Origin of the sequence: Symbiobacterium sp. (assembly GCF_040797425.1) — a bacterium.
Classification (GTDB): Bacteria; Bacillota; Sulfobacillia; order Symbiobacteriales; family Symbiobacteriaceae; genus Symbiobacterium.
This window is the reverse complement of the sequence record NZ_JBFNEH010000046.1, coordinates 1-22,139: the sequence shown is the minus strand read 5'-3', so window position 1 is coordinate 22,139 and position 22,139 is coordinate 1. Positions and strand designations below refer to the sequence as shown.

Sequence of the window (22,139 nt, the reverse complement as noted above, 5' to 3'; positions counted from 1 at the left end):
ACCTGAGGAGAGCGAGGCGATGCTGGTGAGACACGAGGCTCCGTCGCCGGAGGAACAGACGATGGCGTCGCAGCCGCTGGTGCGGGCAGAGGACCTGGTGAAGGTATACCCGATGGGCGTGCGGGCGCTGGACGGCGCCAGCCTCACCGTCGGCCGGGGCGAGATCGTGGGGATCATGGGGCGGTCGGGCAGCGGCAAGTCCACCCTGCTGCATATCCTGGGCTGTCTCGACCGGCCGGACGCCGGCCGGGTCTGGATCGACGGCATCGAGGTGACCCGGCTCGCCGACGCCGCCCTGCCCGCGGTACGGCTCCGGCGGCTGGGCTTCGTCTTTCAGTCGCACAACCTGGTGCCGAGCCTGACCGCGCTGGAGAACGTGGCGCTTCCCCTGCGCTACCTGCGCCCGCGGCCCAAGGACGCGTACCGGCGTGCCCGGGAGATGCTGGAGGCGGTGGGGCTGGGCGACCGGTTGCACCACTTGCCGGGGCAGCTCTCCGGTGGGCAGCAGCAGCGGGTGGCCATTGCCCGCGCCCTGGTGAACAACCCGGCGCTGGTGCTGGCCGACGAGCCCACCGGCGCGCTGGACTCGCAGAACGCGCGCACCCTCATGCGCCTGATGCGCCAGCTCTGCCAGGAGCGGGGGCAGACCTTCATCGTGGTGACCCACGACCCCGCGGTCGGCCAGGTCTGCGATCGCATCTACCGGATGGAAGACGGACGGGTGGTGGCCGGGTAGCGGGAAGCTTCCGCCGGTCGGAGGCGGCGCTCCTGGAGGGGCCGAGGGCCGGGGCCGGCCGCGGGATGTTTGGGGAGGCGCCCTGGAAAAGGAGCAGACCCGAAAGAATTATCGCTTACAGCGGAAAACTCAAAAAACTATGGACGAGATATTCATCTGTGCGGTACGGTTGAGGGGGAAAGGAGGAGTCCCCCATGCGCAGGATCGTACCGCTTTTTCTTGTCTGCTCCCTGGTGCTCACGGCGGCCCTCGCTGCGCCCGCACAGGCCGCCCGTCCGGCGGCGGAGGCTGCGGCCGGCGGCATCCCCGCCCCGACGCGGGCCAGCATGACGCTGGGTGCCGGCGACTGGTACGTGGGCGCGACGCCGCCCAACGCCGACCCGTCCAAGCCGGTGCTGGTCTTCGTGCACGGCAAGGGCGGTTCAGCCTCCGTCTGGTGGGGAGACACGGTCTACCACGGAGTCAACGATATGTATACATACGCCTATAACAACGGCTACCGCACGGCGTTCGTCTCCCTGCACCCCGAGGGCACCATGTGGGCGAACGGCGAGCTGCTGAGCAGCCTGTTGAACCACATCACCGCGTACTTCGGCGTGAGCCGGGTGACCATCGTCGCCCACTCGAAGGGCGGGGTAGACGCCAACGCCGCGTCCGTGCACTACGGCGCCGCCGGCAAGATCAGCCAGGTGATCACGCTGGGCACGCCGCACCGCGGCACGCCGCTGGCCGACCTGGCTTACTCCAACTGGGCCGGCTGGCTGGCCGAGTTGCTCGGCCAGCGGACCGAGGCCACGTACGTGATGCAGACCGGCTACATGGACTACTTCCGTTCGGTCACCGACGGGCGCGACCCGGGCGTGCGGTACGCCACGGTGTCGGGCTACAAGTGCGGCCCGATCTTCACGGCCCTCTGGCTGGGCTGCATGTACATCTCGGGCGAGGACGACGGCGTGGTGCCCGTGTGGTCGGCCCAGAAGCCCGGCGGCACCCACCTGCGCACGGGCTACTGGGACCACGACGAGATCCGCATGGGCAGCCGGGTGTGGAGCACCATCGCCCCGCGCCTGACGGCGGCCGGCGCTCCCGGCGGGGAGGCGCGCGTCGGGCTGCGGCCCGAGGCTGAGCCCGCGGTGCCGGGAAACCTCATCCTCCGGGGCGGACCCGCGGCGGAAGGGGCAACCGGCTTCCCGCTGGAGAGCGGCGTGAAGGCGATCACCTTCCACGTGCTGACCTCCGGCGCTGACATTTCGGCCGAACTGGTGGCCCCCGACGGCGCGGTCTATCCGGTGAAGCTCACCGATCAGGTGCCCGAGGGCGAGGTCTTCGCCGGCGCCTGGATCGGCAGCGTCACGGTGCAGAAGCCCCAGGCCGGCGAGTGGAAGCTCGTCACCGGCGGACCGAAGGACGGCGCCTACCTCATGATCGCCGCACTGGAGGGCGGCGTGCAGGCGAGCCTCGACCGGGGCCAGGGCGTCTCGAGGCCGGGGGCAGCCCGGTCCCTGAACCTCGCCCTGTCGGGCCCCGCCGTGACGGAGAGCCGGGCGGTGGTCGAACTGGCCGGGGCAGGGGCCGCCGTGAAGGGCCGGGCCGAGTTCATCCAGGAGCAGGGGCGCCACCGGGCGTTGATCGAGGCGCCCGCGGAGACCGGCGTCCACACCCTGATGGTGACGGTGACCGGCACGCTGGCCGACGGCTCGGCCTTCGAGCGCAACCTGGTGAGCAGCTTCGGCGTGTTCGACGGGCACGAATAGCGACGGGTGCCGCCCTTCCGTGGGCGGCACCCTTGCGCGGTGTTCAGGCCACCAGGCGCTCGACGGTATCGGGGATCTCCAGCAGGTGCTGAACGATGGCGTCCGGCATGCACTCTTCCAGCTCGCAGCGGGGGTGGGCGTGCCAGCGCCGGTCGATGACCAGCCGCTCCTCCAGCCAAGTCCGTGCCGCCGCCGGCCGCTCCCACGGAGGCAGTGCGGCCAGGGAGGGCGGCATGGGCGTGTAGCCGGGGGCCGTGGGCTGCACGACGTAGATGGCCAGCCAGCCCGCGTTCTTGGCGCCGAACACGTCGTGCGGCAGCACGTCGCCGACGTGGATGCAGGGGCCCCGACCGAACTGCTCCGCCGCGCGGTAGATGTCCGCCTGGGGCTTGCCCGCCCCTGCGATCTCGGGGGTGACCAGTGCGGTGAACCGGTCCAGCAGCCCCAGGGTCCGCTGCACGGGTTCCTGGTAGCGGCGGAAACCGTTGGTCACCGAGACCAGCACGTGGCCCCGGGCCCGGAGCATGTCCATGCACTCCGCGGCGCCGGGGTAAGACGCGATCAGCCCGTCCACCTGGCAGTAGTGCTCCACCAGCCGGGCCACGTCGATCTGGCCGGGGTAGCCCACTTCCCGGGCGATGGCGGCCACGATGCCGTCCCAGTCGTGCGCGGCCACCACGTCGCCCGCGGCCATGTGCCGCTGGTGGCGGGCGATGATGCGCTGCAGCACTTCCTGTTCGGGGTCGGGGCCGGGAACATAGGGAGCCAGCTCGCGGCAGATGTGGCCGAAGACGCCGTCCGGCCGCCCCATGCGGAAGGGGTTCTTCTGCAGCACGCCGTCGAGGTCGAAGGAGATCAGCGCCACGGGATCACCTCGGCTTCTGCCACTCCACCAGGGTATCCGGAACGCCCGCCGCGCGGTTCGCGGCGCGGGCGGCCACGAAGAGCAGGTCGGAGAGGCGGTTCAGATACTTGAGCAGCACCGGGTCCACCGGCTCCTGCGCCGCGAGCGCCACCAGAGAGCGCTCGGCCCGGCGCACCACGGTCCGGGCGACGTGCAGTGCGGCGGCCGCTGGGGTGCCGCCGGGCAGGATGAAGGCGCGCAGCGGGTCGAGGTCCGCCTGCAGCCGGTCGATGTCGGCCTCCAGCCCGGCCACCATGGCTTCCGTCACCCGGGGGTTATCCCCCCGGCCTCGGTCCGGCGGCGTGGCCAGGTCGGCCCCCACGGCGAACAGTTCCTGCTGCACGCGGAGCAGCACGCCCTGGAGCGGGCCGGCCGCTTCCGCATCCAGGAGAGCCAGCGCCAGCCCCACCTGGGCGTTGGCCTCGTCCACCGTGCCGTACACCTCCACCCGGAGAGCGTTCTTGGGCACGCGTTCCCCCCAGCGCAGGCTCGTCTGCCCGCCGTCGCCTGTGCGCGTGTAGATTCGCATTGCGCTCACCTCAGCCACAAGTCTACCATGCAACCGGCAGGACTTGGGGGCGATTTGGGGTAGAATGAAGACATAACGTCAGAGGAGGCGTTAGGCAGTTGACCCGCGATGAAGCCTGGCAGTTGGTGACCGAGTGGGTGCAGAGCCCGCAGCTCCGGAAGCATCTGCTCGCGGTGGAGGCCTGCATGCGCTACTACGCAGCCCTGTACGGCGAGGACGCAGAGACCTGGGGCCTGATCGGGCTGCTCCACGACTTCGACTACGAGCGCTATCCCACGATTCCCGACCACCCCCTGCAGGGTGAGCGCGTCCTGGCGGAACTGGGGGTGCCGGAAGACATCCGCTACACCATCTGTTCCCATGCGAACGCGCTTCAGGAACGGTACCCGCGCAGGTCGCTGCGGGACAAGGTGCTCTATGCGGTGGACGAACTCTCCGGCCTGGTGGTGGCCACGGCCCTGGTGCGGCCGACCCGGTCCATCCACGACGTGGACGTCAAGGCCGTGAAGAAGAAGATGAAGGACAAGCGGTTTGCGGCCGGCGTGAACCGCGAGGACGTGGTGCGGGGGGCGGAGGAGCTGGGCGTTGACCTGGACGAGCACATCGGCCACGTGATCAAGGCGCTCCAGGCGACGGCCGGGCCCCTGGGACTGGAGGGAACGGCGGTCGCCAGCGACGACTGACCGCGTCATTCCGGGCGCCTCGGGGCGTATTCTTCGTCGTGAGGACTCCGGCGGAGGAGGATGGCCCCATGCGCCACGTGAACGCCCTGTGCCTGAAGCTGGCCGCCTACATCTTGATCTTCGCCATCGCCTTGCCGGCGCAGGGCCGGATGGCGCTGGCGCAGTCGCTCATCATGGCGGCGGTGCACACCCTCGTGCTCTGGCTGGCCGACCTGATGGCCCTGCCGCGCCTCGGGCGGGGCGCGCTGCTGGGCGGCGACGCCGCCGCGCTGCTGGTGGGGTCGCTCCTGATGCTGCGGGCGATGCACGCCGCCCCGCGCATCGGGGGACTGCTGGTGGCCGTCGCCCTGGCGGTGCTCTTCGAGGCGTGGTTCCACTACCACCTCGCGGAAAATCGCTTGCTGGAGGGGTGATTGCGGGCGGTTTCGACAGGGATTCGACACAGCGGCGCGGAACAGAGAAGGTAGCCACCAGCCGGAATCCGCACTTTGGGGAAAGGATGAATGATACTTGCGACTGGAGGAGTTCACCTATCTTCCCGTTGATGCGAGGGAGAAGGCGCTCAGGTACCTGGCGAACATGATCGGTGAACCGAACGCACCGCTGGAACGGTTGCTGGCTGAACTGGACACGGCCCTGGAGCGGGCCGGGCGCGAGGACGCTTTCCATTATCTGCGGGCGGAGCAGCCCACCAAAGACGAGCGCGAGGCGGACGCCATCCTCTTCCCCACGGGGCTCACCACGCCCACCGGCGAGGAGATCATGGCCAAGTGTGTGCTCAACAAGAACCCCAACCGCCAGCCCTGGTTCGGCCTCTTCTTCCAGACGGCCCGCCGGGAGGGGTTCGTGATCGGCGACCTCTACTTCCGCTCCTGGAGCGAGGGGGCCAAGTTCCTGGAGGAGATCGCCAACATGGCCATCCCGGAGCGGTGGAGTTACAGCCAGTACCAGTCGCGTCAGCAGTACCCAATCCTTAAATCTTACATTGAAAAAACGCTTGAACGGCTGAAGCAGCAGGGGCGGATCCTGCGGGAGGAGCAGAAGGTCCTGTTCAATACAGGGCTGATCAACCGCTACTTCCGCGAGATTTACGTGCTGGGTGAGGCTGACCCTGAGTACCCCCAACGGGTGGTGAACCCCCGGGCGGTGCTGGAAAACGACCGGGCCGTGCTCGAGACCTTCAAGAATCAGAAACCCCAGATGGCCACCTTCTTCGAGAAGATCACCGACGTGATCTTCGACCCCGACCTGGAGGTCAATACCGACGACATTCATATCATCGATGACAATCTGGAGCGCATCCCGTCGCGCTATCGGAACCGCAGGAAGAGCGAGATCTTCGCCCTCTTCCAATCGGCCATTGAATTTGCCCGTATCATGGCGCGGCGCAATTATAAGCTGGTGGTCCCCCAGTATTACATGGGGCAGATTCAGTTTCTGATGCCCATCTACCTCTCGGGCGAGTTCAGCGGGTCGCCGGACTTCGCCCTCGTCCTGCAGCGAATGGGCAACATCTACCGGGGCAATACGATCCTGACACTGGACATGGCGTACCAGAACGCCCGGCTGATTGCGAAACCCGACGTCACCTGGCTCAACCCAGATCGGCACTGAACGTGACCTGACCGGCCCTTCCCGCCTGCCGCGGGAAGGGCCTTCTGGTCCTCACGCAGGAACCGGCGGCCCGGGGAGCCAATATACATTCTTGAATAGGATACATGGCCGACCTGTCTCCCAAGGAGGTGTTCGGATGGACCAGAGCACACGCCACGTGCGGCTTGTTACCGCCATTCCCGGCCCCCGCTCCCGGGAGCTTATGGCCCGCAAGGAGCGGGTGGTCGCGAGCGCGCTCTCCATTCACGTGCCGGTGGCCATCAAGGAGGCGCACGGCGCCCTGGTGACCGACGTGGACGGCAACGTGTTCATCGACCTGGCGGGCGGCCTCGGCTGCATGAACGTGGGCCATTCCCACCCCCGGGTCGTCGCGGCCATTCAGGAGAGCGCGGCGCAGTTCACCCACACCGATTTCTCCGTGATCATGTACGAGAGCTACGTGCGCCTCGCCGAGCGGCTCACGGCCCTGGCGCCCGGCGACTTCCCGAAGAAGGCGGCCTTCTTCAACTCCGGCGCCGAGGCCGTGGAGAACGCCGTCAAGATCGCCCGCAAGTACACCGGCCGGCGGGCCATCATCGCCCTCGAGGGGGCGTTCCACGGCCGGACCAACCTGGCCATGGCCCTCACCTCTAAGGTGAAGCCGTACAAGGAAGGGTTCGGCCCCTTCGCCCCGGAGATCTACCGCGTGCCCACCCCCTACACCTACCGGCGGCCCATGGGCATGAGCGAGGCCGAATACGTGCGCTTCTGTGCCGACGCGCTGGAGCGGGCCCTCACGGCGCAGGTGGCGCCGGAGGAGGTGGCCGCCATCATCCTGGAGCCGGTGCAGGGGGAGGGCGGGTTCATCCCGCTCCATCCCGACTACCTGGCCCGGGTGAGCCAGCTGGCGCGTCGCCACGGCTTCCTGGTGATCGCCGACGAGATCCAGTCCGGCTTCGGGCGCACCGGCACCTTCTTCGCCTGCGAGCAGCTGGGGCTGGTGCCCGACCTGATCTGCGTGGGCAAGTCGCTGGCCGCGGGCATGCCCCTCTCCGGCGTGATTGGCCGGGCCGAGGTGATGGACGCCCCGGGCGACTCCACCATCGGCGGCACCTACGTGGGGAACCCGGTGGCCTGCGCGGCGGCGAACGCGGTGCTGGACGTGATCGAGGAGGAGGGGCTTGTGGCCCGGGCCCGGGAGATCGGCGACCTGCTCAGGCGCCGGTTCCAGGCGCTGGCGGTGCAGCTTGAGGGTATCCCCGGCTCCTGCCTGCAGGTGGGGGAGATCCGGGGGCTGGGCGCCATGGTGGGCGTCGAGCTGGTCACCGACCGGGCGACCCGCGAGCCCGCCACCCGCGCCGCCGCCGAGGTGGTGACGCGCGCCGGGCGGCGGGGGGTCATCGTCGTCAAGTGCGGCGTCTATGGCAACACGCTGCGGATGCTGGTGCCCCTGGTGATCACCGACGACCAGCTGAACGAGGCGCTGGACATCCTGAGTCAGATCTGCACCGAGGTGGCCAGGGGCGAGTAGCCCGCGGCCTTCCCGAGCGAACAGAAGCACACGCCCGACGCGCGTCGGGCGTGTGCTTTTTGCGCGTACGCCCCGCAGGGGGTTACTCGTCGGCGCGGGCGACCAGCGCACAGAGATCGCCGACGGTCTCCGCGTCCACCACCAGCTCTTCCGAGAGCTCCACGCCGAACTCGGACTCCAGCGCCTCGACCAGCTGCTCGATGCTGGTCTCGTACTTCTCGGTGAGCGCGGCGACCGTCGTGGTAAGCCCGATTCCCCGGTCGCCCACCTGTTCGCGGATGACTTTGAGCGCTTCGTATTTTAGATTCATCCCGCAAAGCGGCACCTCCGGGGCGTTAGTCTCTCCGCTCTCCGCGGCGCTATGCAGGTGGAAAATAGTCGGAAGAGAACGACCCGAACGGCGCATAGAATATAGAGGATAAATCGAAATGATGGTAAAATAGCAGAAATCGGTCTCATGATGCGTCATCCTCGGCAAAGGGGGCATGTGAGGTGGAGCGTCCGTACCTCAAGGCGTACCCGAAGGACGTGCGCTGGGAACTCGATTTCCCCGCGGTTCCGGTGTACCAGATGCTCTTCGACCAGTCGCAGGCGCACCCGGAGCGCACGGCGCTCATCTTCATGGGGAAGCGGATCAGCTACCGGGAGCTGGTGGAACTGGTGGACCGGTTCGGCGCGGCGCTGCAGAGGCGCTACGGCATCCGGAAGGGGGACCGGGTGGGCATCATCCTGCCGAACTCGCCGCAGAATGTCATCGCCACCTTCGCCTGCCAGCGCATCGGTGCGATTCCGGTGCAGTTCAACCCGCTCTACGTGGCGCGGGAGATCGCCTACCAGGTGCGGGACTCGGGCTCGCGGCTCATGATCACCCTGGACCTGTTCTGGCAGAAGGTCCGCGAGGCCGGCGGGGCCGAGGCCTACATCTGGACCGGCGTTCAGGACTTCCTTAACTTCCCCCTGAATTTTCTCTACCGGATGAAAGCCAAGCCGCCCCGCATTCCCGCTTCCGACGCAGCGCACTTCATGGACCTGCTCCAGGAGAGCCCCGACGCCATCCAGGTGGCCCCCGTGGAGCCCAAGGAGGACCTGGCGGTCCTGCTCTACACGGGCGGCACGACGGGCGTGTCGAAGGGGGTCATGCTCACCCATTCCAACATCACCGCCAACATCACGCAGATTCGGGAGTGGATCGGCATGGATGACAGTCGGCATCACACGGTGCTGGCCGTACTGCCCATGTTCCACTCCTACGGCTTCACCGCCGCCGTGAACACGGGCCTGGCCACTGGCTCCACGGTGGTGCTGGTGCCCCGCTTCGAAGCCGGAGACCTGCTGAAGACCATCGCCAAGTACCGGCCGACCATTTTCCCCGGGGTGCCCACGATGTACGTCGGCCTGCTGAACCACCCCGACGTGGGCAAGTACGACCTGAGCTCGATCGAACTCTGCGTCACCGGGGCGGCCTCGATGCCGGTGGAGCTGCTCCAGAAGTTCGAGCAGGTGACCGGCGCCACGATCATGGAGGGCTACGGCCTCACCGAGACGTCGCCGGTGACCCACGCCAACCCCCGTACCGGCAAGCGGATTCCGGGCAGCGTCGGCCTGCCCTACCCCGGCACCGACGTGCGCATCGTCGACCTGGAGACGGGCGAAGACCTGCCGCCGGGCGGCGAGGGGGAGGTGGTCATCCGGGGGCCGCAGGTGATGAAGGGATACTGGAACAAGCCCGAGGAGACCGCTGCAACGCTCCGGGACGGCTGGCTCTACACGGGGGACATCGGCCGGATGGACGAGGACGGCTACCTCTACATCGTGGATCGGAAGAAGGACATGATCATCGCCGGCGGCTTCAACATCTACCCGCGGGAGATCGACGAGGTGCTCTACCAGCACCCCGCCGTGCTGGAGGCCTGCGCCGTGGGCGTGCCTGACGCCTACCGGGGCGAGACGGTGAAGGCCTTCGTGGTGCTGAAACCGGGAATGCACGCCACCGAGCAGGAGATTCTCGACTTCTGTCGGGAGCGGCTGGCCGCCTACAAGCGGCCCCGGTCGGTGGAGTTCCTGCCGGAGCTGCCCAAGTCGACGGTGGGCAAGGTGCTGCGGCGCGAGCTGGTGGAGCGGGAGAAACAGAAGAGCACGTCTGCCGTGTCGTGACCGGCGGCGACAGCCGGGCGGGCAGGGGCACAGGGCGGTTCCTGTGCCTCCGCGCGTGCAGAGGTGCCTTTCGGGGGCAGGATTTTGCTGCGGCCGATGCCGAAGAATTCACCCTCAGGCCCCGCGGCTCCAGCGGGGAGTGGATGGAAGGAGCGAGGACCCATGACGATTGCGGAGCTGCTTGAGAACCTCAAGGCGCATATTGCGGCGAACCCCGCGAAGATCGCGAACCTGAAGGCCAGCTACCAGTTTGAGCTGACCGGCGAGGGCGGCGGCACCTTCCACGCCAAGTTCGACAACGGCACGTACGAGATCGGGGAAGGGCCCCTGCCCGACGCCGGGTGCACCATCAGCATCGCCACCGCCGACTTCTTCGCCCTGCTCGAGCGCAAGCTCAACCCCATGGCCGCCTTTATGGCCGGCAAGCTGAAGGTACGGGGCGACATGGGCATGGCGCTGAAGCTCCAGCAGCTGATCGGCTGATCCGGCGGAATCGCGGCCCCCATCCCCCGGGTGGGGGCCTTTCACACGTAGGGAGTGACCTCCTTGCTCCACCTGTTCGCGCTGGTGATCGCGCTGGTGCCGGCGATCGCCATGCTCTGGTACATCCGTCATCTGGACAAATACGAGCCCGAGCCGTGGACGCACATCGCCGGCGCCTTCGTCGCCGGCGTGCTGGCCACCATCCCCATCTACTTCGTCGAAGTCCTGCTCGATCAGATCAGCCCCTTCAGCGGCTTCATGGCCACCGTCTATATCTCGTTCGTCGTCGCGGCCCTCGTCGAGGAGACCGGCAAGGGGATCGCTGCCTGGGCCGCCTGCTGGCGGCGGCCCCAGTTCAACGAGGTAATGGACGGCATCGTCTACTTCGGCGTGACCCACATGGGCTTCGCCGTGGTGGAGAACCTCGTGTACGTGTTCCTGAACGGCGACATCTACACGGGACTCCTGACGGCCATGGTGCGCACGACGACCGCCGTACCCATGCACGTAATCGTGGGCATGATCATGGGCTACCACGCCGGGGTGGTCCGCTTCGCCCACACCCGGCGGGAGAAGGTGCTGCACGTACTCGAGGGGTGGGTGCTGCCGAGCCTGCTGCACGGCTTCTACAACCTGGGCAGCCTCAACCAGGACATGGCCCTCGAGAGCCTGACCGACCTGATTCGCTACGGTTTCGGCACGGCCTTGCTTTATGCCGCAGTGGTCGCCTTGTGGCTGGCGCTGCTGCCCAGGGTGCGCAAGGCGCAGCAGGCGTCGCCCTTCCGGCCGGTGGCCGCGTATCAGCTGACCGCTGCGGACGTGCCCTGCCCCCACTGCGGGGGGATCTACCCCGTGGGGGCGCGCTTCTGCCCGAACTGCGGCAAGAAGCTGCAGTAGACAAGCCCGTTCCGACAGACCGCGGGCCCTGCATGGCCGACATGCAGGGCCCGCGGTGCTATCAGCCGGCCAACCTTTCGGCGACCCGCCGCTCCTGCTCCCAGATCACGGCGCCTGCCAGCAGGAGGGCGGCCGGCACCACCACGTACCAGGGTCGCTCCGGCAGGACGGCCCGGTAGAGCACCACCCACGCCGCCACGTGGCAGATCAGCCGCCACCGGGCCGGCCAGCGGAGGGTGGCCAGGTTGATCACCCACGAGAGCAGGATCAGGCCGGCCAGGAGAACCGCCTCGACGCCGGTGGCGGTTGCCGTGGCCACGGTGCCCAGCGCCACGGCGGCGAGGAACCCGAGCCACCCCCAGCGCGTGGCGGGGAACCCCGCCCGGTAGAGCAGGTCCTGCACGTGCATCCCCCCCAGAGAGGCTATTCGCCCCGGCTCGCCCGAATGCCGGCAGGCGACTGCCCGGGGAGCCATGGGCCGGAAGCCGTCCTGGAGGCGCCCATGCAGGAGCGGTTGGCGGCGAGCCTGATGCAGGCGGAGAGGCACGTACTCCGGGGTGCCAGCCGCCGGGGCTCCGCACCCGGCGGGGTGTTCGCAGAGTGGGCGGATATTCTCTTGTAGAATAGAATGAGCATAGAGGATATTCCGCTGAGAGAGACGAATATACCGAGACAGCCTATGAATGGACATTCATTCAACCGCCGTGTGGGGGACGGGGTTGAATCCCGGCTGGCAAAGGGGAGGCACAGAGATGGCTGCAACGCGAACCGTCTACTGGAACATTAACAATGAATGGATACTCTACCTGATTCTGGTCGCCGCGTTCGCCGTATTCGCCTACGGCATGTGGCAGCGCGTCCGACTCTGGTTCATCGGCAGGCCAGAGGTCCGCTGGGACCAGGTGCGCGCACGCCTCGGGCGGGTGTGGCAGCACGCGGCGCTCCAGCGCCGGCTGTCGCAGAACAGGGTGGCCGGCGTCTTCCACATCCTGTTCTCCTGGGGCTTCGCCATCCTCTTCCTCGGCACGCTGGTCGTGATGGTGCACGAGGACTTCCGCATCCGTATCATGCAGGGCGCCTTCTACTTGTGGTTCCAGTCGCTCGTCCTCGACCTGGCGGGGCTGCTGGCCATGGTGGGCGTCGTCATCGCCTGGGTGCGGCGGGGAATCGTGAAGCCCCGGGCGCTCTCCCGGGTGGCGGACCGGCCCGGGCTGCTGCCCGACTGGCTCTTCCTCGCCCACATCCTGCTGATCCTGTGGACGGGCTTCTGGGTGGAGGGCATCCGCATCGTGGCCACCGACGACCCGTGGGCGGCCTGGTCGCCCGTGGGCCTGGCCCACGGCCGCCTGCTGGCCAGCTTCCTCTCGCTGGAGGCCATGCTGGTGCTCCACCGGGTGCTCTGGTGGTTCCACATGACGATCTCCTTCGCGCTCATCGCTCACCTGCCCTACTCCAAGATGGTGCACATCCTCACGGGTCCGGTGAACATCTTCCTTTCTGACCTGCGGCCCGCCGGCATTCTCAGCACCACTGACCTGGAGTCGGAGGCCCCGGTGCTGGGTGCGGCGTCGCTCTGGGACTTCTCGTGGAAGGACCTGGCCGACCTGGACGCCTGCACGGAGTGCGGCCGCTGCCAGGAGAACTGCCCGGCGTTCCTCACGGGCAAGCCGCTCAACCCCAAGAAGCTGATCCTCGACCTGCAGCACCACCTGCACACGCGGGGCCCTGCGCTGGCCCTGGCGGCGATGAAGGGCGAACGGCCGGGGGAGCAGCCCTTTGAGTCGGAGTTGGTGGGGCCGGTGGTCGACCCCGAGGCACTCTGGGCCTGCACCACCTGCCGGGCGTGCATGGAGGTCTGCCCGGTCTACATCGAGCACGTGCCCAAGATCGTGGAGATGCGCCGCCACCAGGTGATGCTCCAGGGCGAGTTCCCGCAGGAGCTGAACCTCACCTTCAAGAACCTGGAGCGGCAGGGCAACCCGTGGGGTCTGGGCGCCCACACCCGCACGCAGTGGACCGAGGGGCTGAACGTGCCCCTGATCGCCGACCGGCCCGACGCCGAGTACCTCTTCTGGCCCGGCTGCGCCGGGGCGTACGACCAGCGCGGGCAGAAGATCGCCCGGGCCATCGTGCAGCTCCTGGATCGGGCCGGCGTCTCCTACGCCATCCTGGGCAAGGAGGAGAAGTGCACCGGCGACTCGGCCCGGCGGGCGGGCAACGAGATGCTCTTCCAGCAGCTCGCCATGGAGAACATCGAGACGCTGAAGGCCTACGGGGTGAAGAAGATCATTACCCACTGCCCGCACTGCTTCCACACCTTCGACAAGGACTATCGGGAAATGGGGCTGGACGTGGAGGTCGTCCACCACACCCAGCTGCTCGCCCGGCTGGTGCAGGAGGGCCGGCTGAAGCCCGTCCGGAAGGTGGCGGAGGCGGTGACCTACCACGATTCCTGCTACCTGGGCCGCTACGGCGGCGAGTTCCAGGCGCCGCGTGCGCTGCTCCGGGCACTGCCCGGGGTGGAGCTGCGGGAGATGGAGCGGCACGGCAGCACGGCGATGTGCTGCGGCGCCGGCGGGGCCCGGATGTGGATGGAGGAGCACCACGGTACCCGGATCAACATCGAGCGGAGCCGGCAGGCCATCGCCACCGGAGCGACCACGGTGGCCACCAACTGCCCCTTCTGCATGACGATGCTCTCCGACGGCGTCGCGGCCGAGGACGGCAGCGGCCAGATCCGGGTGCTCGACCTGGCCGAACTGTTGCTGGAGGCGGTGACGGAAGGCGGCAGCACCGGATCCGAGCAAGCTGTTGCAGGGACCGTCCAAAATCGCTAAAGTGATAGGGTGAGGCGCCGTGGGGGGGCACGGCGCCTTTCCGTTGGGGGAGGATGGAGAAACGCCATGCTGCCGATTCATCAGATTCCGCTGCCGACGCCGTTTCCGGGGCTGGGTCCGGTGCACGTCTATCTGGTGCGCCAGGACCCCGTCACCCTCATCGACGCGGGCCTGCGCACGCAGGAGTGCCGGGAGGCGCTCACGGCCGGGCTGGCCGCGCTGGGCCTCGCCGTCAGCGACGTCAGGCGCGTCTTGCTGACCCACGCCCACGTAGATCACTTCGGCCTGGCCGGCTGGATTCAGGAGCAGTCGGGGGCCGAGGTCTACCTGCACCCGGAGGAGCAGGCCAAGGCCGAGGCTTCGCCCTGGTGGGAGGAGCAGCTCGTCCGCGCCATGGAGGAGGCGGGTGTCGGTCCTGACCAGATCGGGATGGCCAGGGAGTTCTGGCGGCTGGAGCGGAAGCTGACCGCGCCGCTGGCCGGCTGGCGGCCGCTGGCCGACGGCCAGATCTTCCCCTTCGAGGGCGGCCAGCTGGAGGCAGTGCACCTGCCGGGCCACGCCCTGGGGCACACCGGCTTCCTGGACCGGGCGGGGCGCACCCTGCTGGGCGGAGACCACCTGCTGGAGGGGGTCACGCCCAACCCGATCATGGAGCCGGTGCTCCCGGGCCACCGGGACGCGGTGCCCCACGACCCGTCCCGGGCCATGACGCTTGCACAGTTCCTGCGCTCGCTGGACCGGGTGGAGGCGATGGACCTCGACCGGGTGTTGCCCGGGCACGGGCCGGTGATCACCGACCACCGGGCGGTGGTGGCGCGCTACCGGACCCAGCATGCCCGCAGGCTGGACGCCGTGCTGGGGCTCCTGGGTCCCGGGCGCCGCCCCTGGGAGCTGACGGGGGAGCTCTTTCCCCGGGTGCAGGGCTTCCACCAGTTCCTGGCCCTCTCTGAAGTGGTGGCCCACCTCGACCTGCTGGTGGTGCAGGGGCGGGCCCGCTTCGACCGGCACTCCGGGTTCGTTTCGTACAGAGCAGCCGTCTAGGCGCAGGGGGCCGCCTGCGGCCCCGCAGAGGTGAACAGAAGTGGACAGAGAACAACGCGCCGCCGTGCTGCGGCTTGCCGCAACCGCCGGTGCCGTGCTGATGGAATGCGGCGCCGACGTCGCCCGGGTGGAGGACACCGTTGGGCGCATCCTGCGCGCCTACGGGGTGGAGGAGCCCGAGATCTTCGCCACACCCACCGGCATCTTCATCTGCCTCTCCCAGGAGGAGGCCACCGTCATCCGGCGGGTGCGGCGGCGCACCATCGCCCTCGACCGAATCAGCAGCATCAACGAACTCTCCCGTCAGCTGGTCGCCCGGCCGCTGGACCCGGAAGAGGCCCTCCGGCGCGTCCGGGCGATCGCGGCGCAGCCCGCCCCTCTGCCCGCCTGGCTGGACGTGCCGGTGAACGGGCTCGGGGCCGCCGCCGCCACCATGCTGGTGGGCGGCACCCTGGACGGCGTGGTGCCGGCCTTCTTCGTCAACCTCGCCGTGCAGGCGGGCGAGCGCATGTGCCGCTGGCTGGGTCTTCCGGACGCCGTGAGCGACCTCATCGCCGGCGCCAACGCCGTCTTCGGGGCGACGTTGCTCAACCGCTGGCTGGGCGTGCCGGTGGGTCCGGTAGTGGCGGGCGGCATCATGATCCTCGTGCCCGGGTTGGCCTTTACGAATGCACTGCGCGACGCGATCTCCGGCGACCTGGTGAGCGCCACTGCCCGGGGCCTCGAGGCCTTCGTGAAGGTGACCGCACTGGCCATCGGGGTCGGCTCGGCGCTCTTCCTCGTTGGGGGTGGCGCAGTCCTGTGATCACCTATCCGTTTGCTTTCCTCACGTCGGTCGCCATCGCCATCTCGTTCCGCGCACCCCGCTCGGCAATCCTCTGGTCGGGCCTCTGCGGCCTGGCGGCCTGGGCGGGGTATGATCTCTCCCGGCAGTTGGGCCTGCCCGATCCGGCCGCGATCTTCCTCGGGGCCCTGGTACTGGGCCTGCTGGCGGAGGTCCTGGCCCGGCGGCTGCATCATCCGGCGATCCTGTTCGCCATCCCGGGCCTCTTCCCGCTGGTGCCGGGCATCATCGCCTACCGGGGCGTGCTGCTGCTCTCCCAGAACCGGCTGGCGGAGGGCGCCTGGATGCTGGCACGCGCCCTCCTGTTTGCCGGCCTGCTGGCGGCCGGCCTCGCCATCCCGCCCGTGCTCTTCCGGCGCTGGGGCGGCCGCCACAGGCACCCGCGCTGACGCACGGCCGCACCGGGCCGTGCTCCCGGCCGGAGGTCGGCTTTCGTCTGGGGGCGGGCAGGAGCCCCCTGGGCAGAAGTGGAACACTAAGTCCAGGAGGTGTGCACGATGGAGCGGGAAGTCACCTTCTACACGTACCCCACCTGAACGTCCTGTCAGAAGGCCAAGCAGTTGCTTGCCACGAAGCCGGTCTCTGTGACCGAGCGGCGCTTCTTCAAGGAGAAGCCCACCCCCGACGAGGTGCGGTGGCTGGCGGCCCGCTTGCCGGGCGGCGTGCGGGATCTGCTCTCCACCCGCAGCCGGCGCTACAAGGAACTGGGCCTCGCCGAGCGGGACCTGAGCGACGAGGAACTGGTCGAACTCCTGGCCCGGGAACCGGGTCTCTGGCGCCGTCCCGTGGTGGTCCGCGGCGATCAGGTGGTGGTGGGCTACGACGTGCCCAGCCTCGAGCGGCTCCTGGACGGGCAGCAGCATTGACGACGAAAGCGAGATGATCACCGTGGCCGACCGGCGGCAGAGCAAGGGTGCAGCGGCCCTGGCCGACGCCCTCCGGGTGCATCCGGTCATCGCCTCCGTGCGGGACGAGGACCGGCTGCCGGAGGCGATCGCGTCGCACTGCCGCGCGATCTTCCTGCTCTCCACCAGCATCCAGCGGCTCTCCGCCGTGGGGGATGCCGTGGCGGCGGCGGGCAAGCTCCTCTTCATCCACCTGGACTTCATCGGCGGCCTGGGCCGGGACGAGGAAGCCCTGGAGTATCTGGCCGAGACGGCCCGTCCCCTCGGGCTGATCACCACCCGCACCGGGTTGGTGCAGGCCGCGCGCCGGCTGGGCCTCACGCCGTTGCAGCGACTCTTCCTGCTGGACTCGCAGTCCCTGGCCACGGGCATCGAGGCCGCCCGGTCGAGCCGGGCGGAGGTGGTGGAGGTGCTGCCGGGGATCGTCCCCAGGGCCGTGGGGGCGATCCGGGCACAACTGCCGCACACGCTGATCATCGCCGGCGGCCTGGTGCGCACCCCGGAGGAGGTCGCACAAGCGCTCAGGGCCGGGGCCTCGGGCGTCTCCACCAGCAGCGCCGCACTCTGGCACCTGGACCCGGCGGCGTTCGAGGGGCCCTTCCGGAGCGACCCGTGAACCGTGTGGGATCGGGGGCGCGCAGCCCCATGCGATGAACGAGTGGCGTACAAAATGAGGGCGGATCCGCTGGTGGATCCGCCCTTGCTGTCTACAGCCGGAACCGCTGCACGTGCTCCCGCAGCGCATCTGCCGTGTTCACCAGCGACTGCGCCGCCGCCGATACCTCCTCGGCCGAGGCGCTCATCTCCTCCACCGAGGCCGAGACCTCCTGGACCGCCGCCGCGGTGTTCCGGGATACGTCCCCGATCTCCGCCGCACTCTGCGCCACCTGGTTCACCGTCTCGGCCATCTGCTCGGTGGCCGCCGAGTTCTCCTCGCTGGTGGCTGCCAGGGCATCGAAGGTCTGGGTGAGCCCTGCCACCCGCTCCCGGATCTCCTCCACGCCCTGCGCAATCTGCTCTGCCTTCGCAGCGCCCACGCCGATCGCCTGCAGGATGTTCTCCAGCGCCTGCCGGGCCGCCTGCGCCTTCTGGTAGCCCTCGCTCACCTCGGCCGCCGTCGCCTCCGTCGCCTGCACGGTCTGATCCGTGCGCTGCCGGATATCGGCGATCAGCCGCTCAATCTCCCGCGCCGACGCCGCCGACCGCTCGGCCAGGCGCCGCACCTCCTGCGCCACCACGGCAAAGCCCCGGCCCTGCTCCCCGGCCCGGGCCGCCTCGATGGCGGCGTTGAGGGCGAGGAGGTTGGTCTGCTCGGCAATCTCCGAGATGGTGCTGGTGATCTGGCCGACCTCGCCCGAGATGGCACTGAGGTCGTTGATGCGGCGGGCGTTCTCCTCGGCGGCCTCCCGGATGTGCTCCATCGCGGCGAGGGCGCGGCCGATGGCGTCGGAGCCGGTGCGGGCCGTCTCTGCGGCCTGGTCGGACGCCTGCGCCGCATCGCCCGCGTCGCGGGTCGCATCGTCCAGGGCCTGCCGCACCTCCGCTAGCATCTGGGCCGCCCGCTGGACCTCGTCGGCGGAGGAGGCGGCGCTGGCGGCAATCTGCTGCACGGCCTGGCGCAGGTCCTCCATGCGGTCGTGGACGGCGGCGGCCTCCGCAGCCTGGCCGGAGGCGCCGGAAGCCACGTCGGCGACCGCCTGGGAAACGCTCTGGGCGGCGCGGGCGGAGTCGTCGGAGGCGCTGGCCAGTTGCTGGGCGGTGTGGGTCACCGCATCGGTGCTGAGCTGGATGTTCTCGACGAGGGCCCGCAGGCTGCGGAGCATCTCGTTCATGGCGTGGCCCAGGTCGGCGATCTCGTCCCGCCCCCGCACCTGCACCTCGGAGACCGTCAGGTCGCCCGCGGCCAGTTGCCGGGCCACGGCTGCCACCTGCACCACAGGCCGTGCGATCCCTTTCGCCAGCATGCGGCCCAGCACCAGGCTCAGCAGCAGGCCGACCGCGGCGCCGACGATGGCACCCAGGCGTACCTCCTCGACGTGCTGGCGGGCGCGGGTGACGGCATCGTCGGCCTCCCGGCCAAGGTTGGCCTGCAGTTCCCGCACCAGATCCCGGACGTCGCCGCTGAGCTCTTCGCCCCGCGACTGCAGAAGCAGAGTGGCGCCGTTGGCATTGCCCTGTTCGATGCGGGTGAACGCCTCCTTGACCACCTGCTGGTACTCTGTGCTGTACTCGGTAATCTGGTTGAGGATCTCAACGTCCTCGGGCTCGGAGAGCAGCTCCTGCAGCGTGGCCAGCTCGTTCCGTAGCTCAGTGGTGGCCTCGATGTAATAGGCCCGGAACAGGTCGTTCCGGAACAGTGCGTAGGCGCGTATCGCCGACTCCTGGGCGTTCAAGGTTGCGACCACGTTGGCCATGTGGATGGCCGCCGGCTGGATGCGCTCAACGGCGACCTGGTACTGGCGGCTGACCGAGAAGAGCGAGATCGCCAGGAACAGCACGACCAGCATCGCGACCGCCGTTACGGCAGCGAAGGCTGCCGACAGTTTGGTAACGAGTCTGATGCGCACGGTGCTCCCTCCTGTGTCGCCCGGGACCGCGGTGGCGGCATGGAACATGTGCAGGGCAGAATTGGGCAATATGTTGATCATCAATATAATACTACCCGGGTCGCGCGGGGACAAGCCGTGCCGCCCGGCGGCCAGTCCCCCTGCACGCCGGCTGTTGTTCCGCAGGCCAGACCGGGTGGTCACACGCCAAAGGGCGGATCCGCTGGTGGATCCGCCCTTGCTGTCTACAGCCGGAACCGCTGCACGTGCTCCCGCAGCGCATCTGCCGTGTTCACCAGCGACTGCGCCGCCGCCGATACCTCCTCGGCCGAGGCGCTCATCTCCTCCACCGAGGCCGAGACCTCCTGGACCGCCGCCGCGGTGTTCCGGGATACGTCCCCGATCTCCGCCGCACTCTGCGCCACCTGGTTCACCGTCTCGGCCATCTGCTCGGTGGCCGCCGAGTTCTCCTCGCTGGTGGCTGCCAGGGCATCGAAGGTCTGGGTGAGCCCTGCCACCCGCTCCCGGATCTCCTCCACGCCCTGCGCAATCTGCTCTGCCTTCGCAGCGCCCACGCCGATCGCCTGCAGGATGTTCTCCAGCGCCTGCCGGGCCGCCTGCGCCTTCTGGTAGCCCTCGCTCACCTCGGCCGCCGTCGCCTCCGTCGCCTGCACGGTCTGATCCGTGCGCTGCCGGATATCGGCGATCAGCCGCTCAATCTCCCGCGCCGACGCCGCCGACCGCTCGGCCAGGCGCCGCACCTCCTGCGCCACCACGGCAAAGCCCCGGCCCTGCTCCCCGGCCCGGGCCGCCTCGATGGCGGCGTTGAGGGCGAGGAGGTTGGTCTGCTCGGCAATCTCCGAGATGGTGCTGGTGATCTGGCCGACCTCGCCCGAGATGGCACTGAGGTCGTTGATGCGGCGGGCGTTCTCCTCGGCGGCCTCCCGGATGTGCTCCATCGCGGCGAGGGCGCGGCCGATGGCGTCGGAGCCGGTGCGGGCCGTCTCTGCGGCCTGGTCGGACGCCTGCGCCGCATCGCCCGCGTCGCGGGTCGCATCGTCCAGGGCCTGCCGCACCTCCGCTAGCATCTGGGCCGCCCGCTGGACCTCGTCGGCGGAGGAGGCGGCGCTGGCGGCAATCTGCTGCACGGCCTGGCGCAGGTCCTCCATGCGGTCGTGGACGGCGGCGGCCTCCGCAGCCTGGCCGGAGGCGCCGGAAGCCACGTCGGCGACCGCCTGGGAAACGCTCTGGGCGGCGCGGGCGGAGTCGTCGGAGGCGCTGGCCAGTTGCTGGGCGGTGTGGGTCACCGCATCGGTGCTGAGCTGGATGTTCTCGACGAGGGCCCGCAGGCTGCGGAGCATCTCGTTCACGGTGCGGCTCAGGTCGGCGATCTCGTCCCGCCCCCGCACCTGCACCTCGGAGACCGTCAGGTCACCCGCGGCCAGTTGCCGGGCCACGGCCGCCACCCGCGCCACAGGCCGTGCGATCCCCTTTGCCAGCCTCCAGCCCAGCACCAGGCTCAGCAGCAGGCCAACCGCCGAGGCTGCGATCGCCCCCTGCTGGGCCTGCTGCGACCGCTGGTTGGCTGCGGCCGTGGCCTCATCAGCGGCTCGATTGAGGTTGACCTGCAGTTGCTCGGCCAGGTGTCGAACTTGCTGGCTGAGTTGCTCGCCCCGCCACTGGAGGACCTGGGCGGCGCTCTGGGCGTTGCCCTGCTCGACCCGGGCAAAGGTGTCGGCCACGACCTCCTGGTACTGGCTGCTGTTCTGAATGATAAGGTCAAACAGCTTGATATTATTCGGGTCATACAACAGTTCCTTCAGTGCGGCTAGCTCCTGCTCCAACTGGGCCGTGAACTCTTCGTAATCCGTCCGGAACTGGATGTCCTGGTAAAGCGCATACGCCCGCGCAGCGGACTCCTGGCCGTTCAGCGCCGCGACGACGTTGGCCATGTGGAGGGCCGCCGGCTGGATACGCTCCACCGCCAGGCGGTACTGGTCGGAGATTGCAAACAGCGACAGGGTGAGGTACAGGGCGATCAGCAACGTGACCATGGTTACGGCAGAGAAGGCCACAGTGAGTTTGGTGGCGAGTCGGATGCGCACGGTAGTTCCTCCTTTGCTGCGGACCGTTCTGCGGTTGTGGCATGGCAACTGAGCGGGCTACACGCGCGCGGCGACAACCCGGGGGCAGGGGCCCCCCGGGCTTACGACTCAGCGTATCCGGTTGCGCGAGGGATCCGGGAAGCAGTGGTACCGCACCGTACCGCCGTTCAGCCAGTGCGTGAGCGGTTCGAGCCAGGGACGCCAGCGGATGTATTGGCTGACTTCCGAGGTGGGCACCCACTTTACCCCCGAGATCTCGCCGGGGGCGGGTGTGATGGAGCCGCCGAGCAGCGTCGCCCCGAAGAAGAACTGCACCAGGTGCTCCCGGGCCTCGAGATTGCGGAACTCGGTGATGAAGGCGAGGTCGCCGATCTCGACCTCGAGTCCCGTCTCCTCGAACACTTCCCGGGCTGCGGTCTCCTCCAGGAGTTCGCCGGGCTCCCAGTGGCCCTTGGGAAGGCCCCAGTGCCCGCGCCGGTTCCTGACCAGGAGGATGGAGTTGTTGTGCAAGACGAGGCCGCCGGCGGAGAGGTGCCGTCGCAGACGCTGCATGGCGCTCCCCTCCAGATGGGCTGGGCTGAATTGGTTTTCGTGTCG

21 protein-coding genes and 1 pseudogene are annotated in these 22,139 nt (G+C 68.9%); 15 read left to right on the top strand and 7 right to left on the bottom strand.

Annotated elements, in window-relative coordinates; translation table 11 throughout:
- The first annotated feature begins 19 nt into the window (after positions 1 to 19).
- A complete protein-coding gene (locus AB2385_RS13485; RefSeq protein WP_367655538.1) occupies positions 20 to 736 on the top strand; it encodes an ABC transporter ATP-binding protein in 717 nt (238 codons plus the stop codon).
- A 194-nt stretch (positions 737 to 930) separates the two neighbouring features.
- On the top strand, positions 931 to 2,490 hold the full coding sequence (locus AB2385_RS13480) for an esterase/lipase family protein (RefSeq protein ID WP_367655537.1): 1,560 nt from the start codon (positions 931 to 933) through the stop codon (positions 2,488 to 2,490).
- 43 nt (positions 2,491 to 2,533) lie between these two features.
- Here the strand turns inward: AB2385_RS13480 and AB2385_RS13475 are convergent, their stop codons facing one another.
- Both AB2385_RS13475 and AB2385_RS13470 read right to left on the bottom strand, forming a co-directional pair.
- Entirely contained in the window at positions 2,534 to 3,355 is an 822-nt protein-coding gene (locus tag AB2385_RS13475) for an HAD family hydrolase (protein ID WP_367655536.1), read from the bottom strand.
- A gap of 4 nt (positions 3,356 to 3,359) precedes the next feature.
- Complete coding sequence (locus AB2385_RS13470; protein WP_367655535.1) at positions 3,360 to 3,923, bottom strand: cob(I)yrinic acid a,c-diamide adenosyltransferase; 564 nt, start codon at positions 3,921 to 3,923, stop codon at positions 3,360 to 3,362.
- 98 nt (positions 3,924 to 4,021) lie between these two features.
- On the opposite strand from AB2385_RS13470, the gene AB2385_RS13465 reads away from it, so the two are divergent.
- The 4 genes from AB2385_RS13465 to gabT all read left to right on the top strand — a co-directional run bounded on the left by AB2385_RS13465 (position 4,022) and on the right by gabT (position 7,730).
- Positions 4,022 to 4,606, top strand: coding sequence for an HD domain-containing protein (locus AB2385_RS13465; RefSeq protein ID WP_367655534.1), 585 nt, complete (start codon positions 4,022 to 4,024; stop codon positions 4,604 to 4,606).
- Between the two features lie 68 nt (positions 4,607 to 4,674).
- Positions 4,675 to 5,019, top strand: a complete 345-nt coding sequence (locus AB2385_RS13460; protein WP_367655533.1) for a DUF2512 family protein — start codon at positions 4,675 to 4,677, stop codon at positions 5,017 to 5,019.
- A 97-nt stretch (positions 5,020 to 5,116) separates the two neighbouring features.
- Positions 5,117 to 6,220 carry a DUF3825 domain-containing protein gene (locus tag AB2385_RS13455; protein ID WP_367655532.1) on the top strand — a complete coding sequence of 368 codons (1,104 nt, stop codon included), beginning with the start codon at positions 5,117 to 5,119 and terminating at the stop codon, positions 6,218 to 6,220.
- A 136-nt stretch (positions 6,221 to 6,356) separates the two neighbouring features.
- Positions 6,357 to 7,730, top strand: coding sequence for a 4-aminobutyrate--2-oxoglutarate transaminase (gene gabT, locus AB2385_RS13450; RefSeq protein WP_367655531.1), 1,374 nt, complete (start codon positions 6,357 to 6,359; stop codon positions 7,728 to 7,730).
- An 82-nt stretch (positions 7,731 to 7,812) separates the two neighbouring features.
- Here gabT and AB2385_RS13445 read toward each other — a convergent pair whose 3' ends face one another.
- A complete protein-coding gene (locus tag AB2385_RS13445; protein ID WP_367655530.1) occupies positions 7,813 to 8,040 on the bottom strand; it encodes a phosphopantetheine-binding protein in 228 nt (75 codons plus the stop codon).
- 182 nt (positions 8,041 to 8,222) lie between these two features.
- On the opposite strand from AB2385_RS13445, the gene AB2385_RS13440 reads away from it, so the two are divergent.
- The 3 genes from AB2385_RS13440 (at position 8,223) to AB2385_RS13430 (ending at position 11,264) form a co-directional block, all read left to right on the top strand.
- Positions 8,223 to 9,884 (top strand): long-chain fatty acid--CoA ligase, encoded by a 1,662-nt coding sequence (locus AB2385_RS13440; RefSeq protein WP_367655529.1) that lies wholly within the window; start codon positions 8,223 to 8,225, stop codon positions 9,882 to 9,884.
- A 162-nt stretch (positions 9,885 to 10,046) separates the two neighbouring features.
- Positions 10,047 to 10,367 carry an SCP2 sterol-binding domain-containing protein gene (locus AB2385_RS13435; protein ID WP_367655528.1) on the top strand — a complete coding sequence of 107 codons (321 nt, stop codon included), beginning with the start codon at positions 10,047 to 10,049 and terminating at the stop codon, positions 10,365 to 10,367.
- A gap of 63 nt (positions 10,368 to 10,430) precedes the next feature.
- Positions 10,431 to 11,264: a PrsW family glutamic-type intramembrane protease gene (locus tag AB2385_RS13430; protein WP_367655527.1), complete on the top strand. Its 834-nt coding sequence runs from the start codon at positions 10,431 to 10,433 to the stop codon at positions 11,262 to 11,264.
- Between the two features lie 61 nt (positions 11,265 to 11,325).
- Here the strand turns inward: AB2385_RS13430 and AB2385_RS13425 are convergent, their stop codons facing one another.
- On the bottom strand, positions 11,326 to 11,667 hold the full coding sequence (locus tag AB2385_RS13425; RefSeq protein ID WP_367655526.1) for a hypothetical protein: 342 nt from the start codon (positions 11,665 to 11,667) through the stop codon (positions 11,326 to 11,328).
- A 349-nt stretch (positions 11,668 to 12,016) separates the two neighbouring features.
- Here AB2385_RS13425 and AB2385_RS13420 point away from each other — a divergent pair, with 349 nt between their 5' ends.
- The 6 genes and pseudogenes from AB2385_RS13420 (at position 12,017) to AB2385_RS13395 (ending at position 17,507) form a co-directional block, all read left to right on the top strand.
- Positions 12,017 to 14,101 carry a heterodisulfide reductase-related iron-sulfur binding cluster gene (locus tag AB2385_RS13420; protein WP_367655525.1) on the top strand — a complete coding sequence of 695 codons (2,085 nt, stop codon included), beginning with the start codon at positions 12,017 to 12,019 and terminating at the stop codon, positions 14,099 to 14,101.
- Positions 14,102 to 14,167: 66 nt separating this feature from the next.
- Positions 14,168 to 15,142: an MBL fold metallo-hydrolase gene (locus tag AB2385_RS13415; protein ID WP_367655524.1), complete on the top strand. Its 975-nt coding sequence runs from the start codon at positions 14,168 to 14,170 to the stop codon at positions 15,140 to 15,142.
- 40 nt (positions 15,143 to 15,182) lie between these two features.
- Positions 15,183 to 15,947, top strand: a complete 765-nt coding sequence (locus AB2385_RS13410; protein WP_367655523.1) for a threonine/serine exporter family protein — start codon at positions 15,183 to 15,185, stop codon at positions 15,945 to 15,947.
- A complete protein-coding gene (locus tag AB2385_RS13405) occupies positions 15,944 to 16,375 on the top strand; it encodes a threonine/serine exporter family protein (protein ID WP_367655522.1) in 432 nt (143 codons plus the stop codon). Before AB2385_RS13410 ends, AB2385_RS13405 begins: the two co-directional genes overlap by 4 nt.
- Before the next feature lie 159 nt (positions 16,376 to 16,534).
- Positions 16,535 to 16,852 (top strand): annotated as a pseudogene (locus AB2385_RS13400) (ArsC/Spx/MgsR family protein); the annotation flags it as partial.
- A gap of 13 nt (positions 16,853 to 16,865) precedes the next feature.
- Positions 16,866 to 17,507, top strand: coding sequence for a glycerol-3-phosphate responsive antiterminator (locus AB2385_RS13395; protein ID WP_367655521.1), 642 nt, complete (start codon positions 16,866 to 16,868; stop codon positions 17,505 to 17,507).
- Between the two features lie 91 nt (positions 17,508 to 17,598).
- Here the strand turns inward: AB2385_RS13395 and AB2385_RS13390 are convergent, their stop codons facing one another.
- The 3 genes from AB2385_RS13390 to AB2385_RS13380 all read right to left on the bottom strand — a co-directional run bounded on the left by AB2385_RS13390 (position 17,599) and on the right by AB2385_RS13380 (position 22,094).
- The gene (locus tag AB2385_RS13390) at positions 17,599 to 19,458 is read right to left on the bottom strand and encodes a methyl-accepting chemotaxis protein (protein ID WP_367655520.1); all 1,860 of its coding nucleotides are present in this window, start codon (positions 19,456 to 19,458) and stop codon (positions 17,599 to 17,601) included.
- Positions 19,459 to 19,682: 224 nt separating this feature from the next.
- Positions 19,683 to 21,542, bottom strand: a complete 1,860-nt coding sequence (locus AB2385_RS13385) for a methyl-accepting chemotaxis protein (protein WP_367655519.1) — start codon at positions 21,540 to 21,542, stop codon at positions 19,683 to 19,685.
- Between the two features lie 108 nt (positions 21,543 to 21,650).
- Positions 21,651 to 22,094 carry an NUDIX domain-containing protein gene (locus AB2385_RS13380; RefSeq protein WP_367655518.1) on the bottom strand — a complete coding sequence of 148 codons (444 nt, stop codon included), beginning with the start codon at positions 22,092 to 22,094 and terminating at the stop codon, positions 21,651 to 21,653.
- Between the last annotated feature and the right edge of the window lie 45 nt (positions 22,095 to 22,139).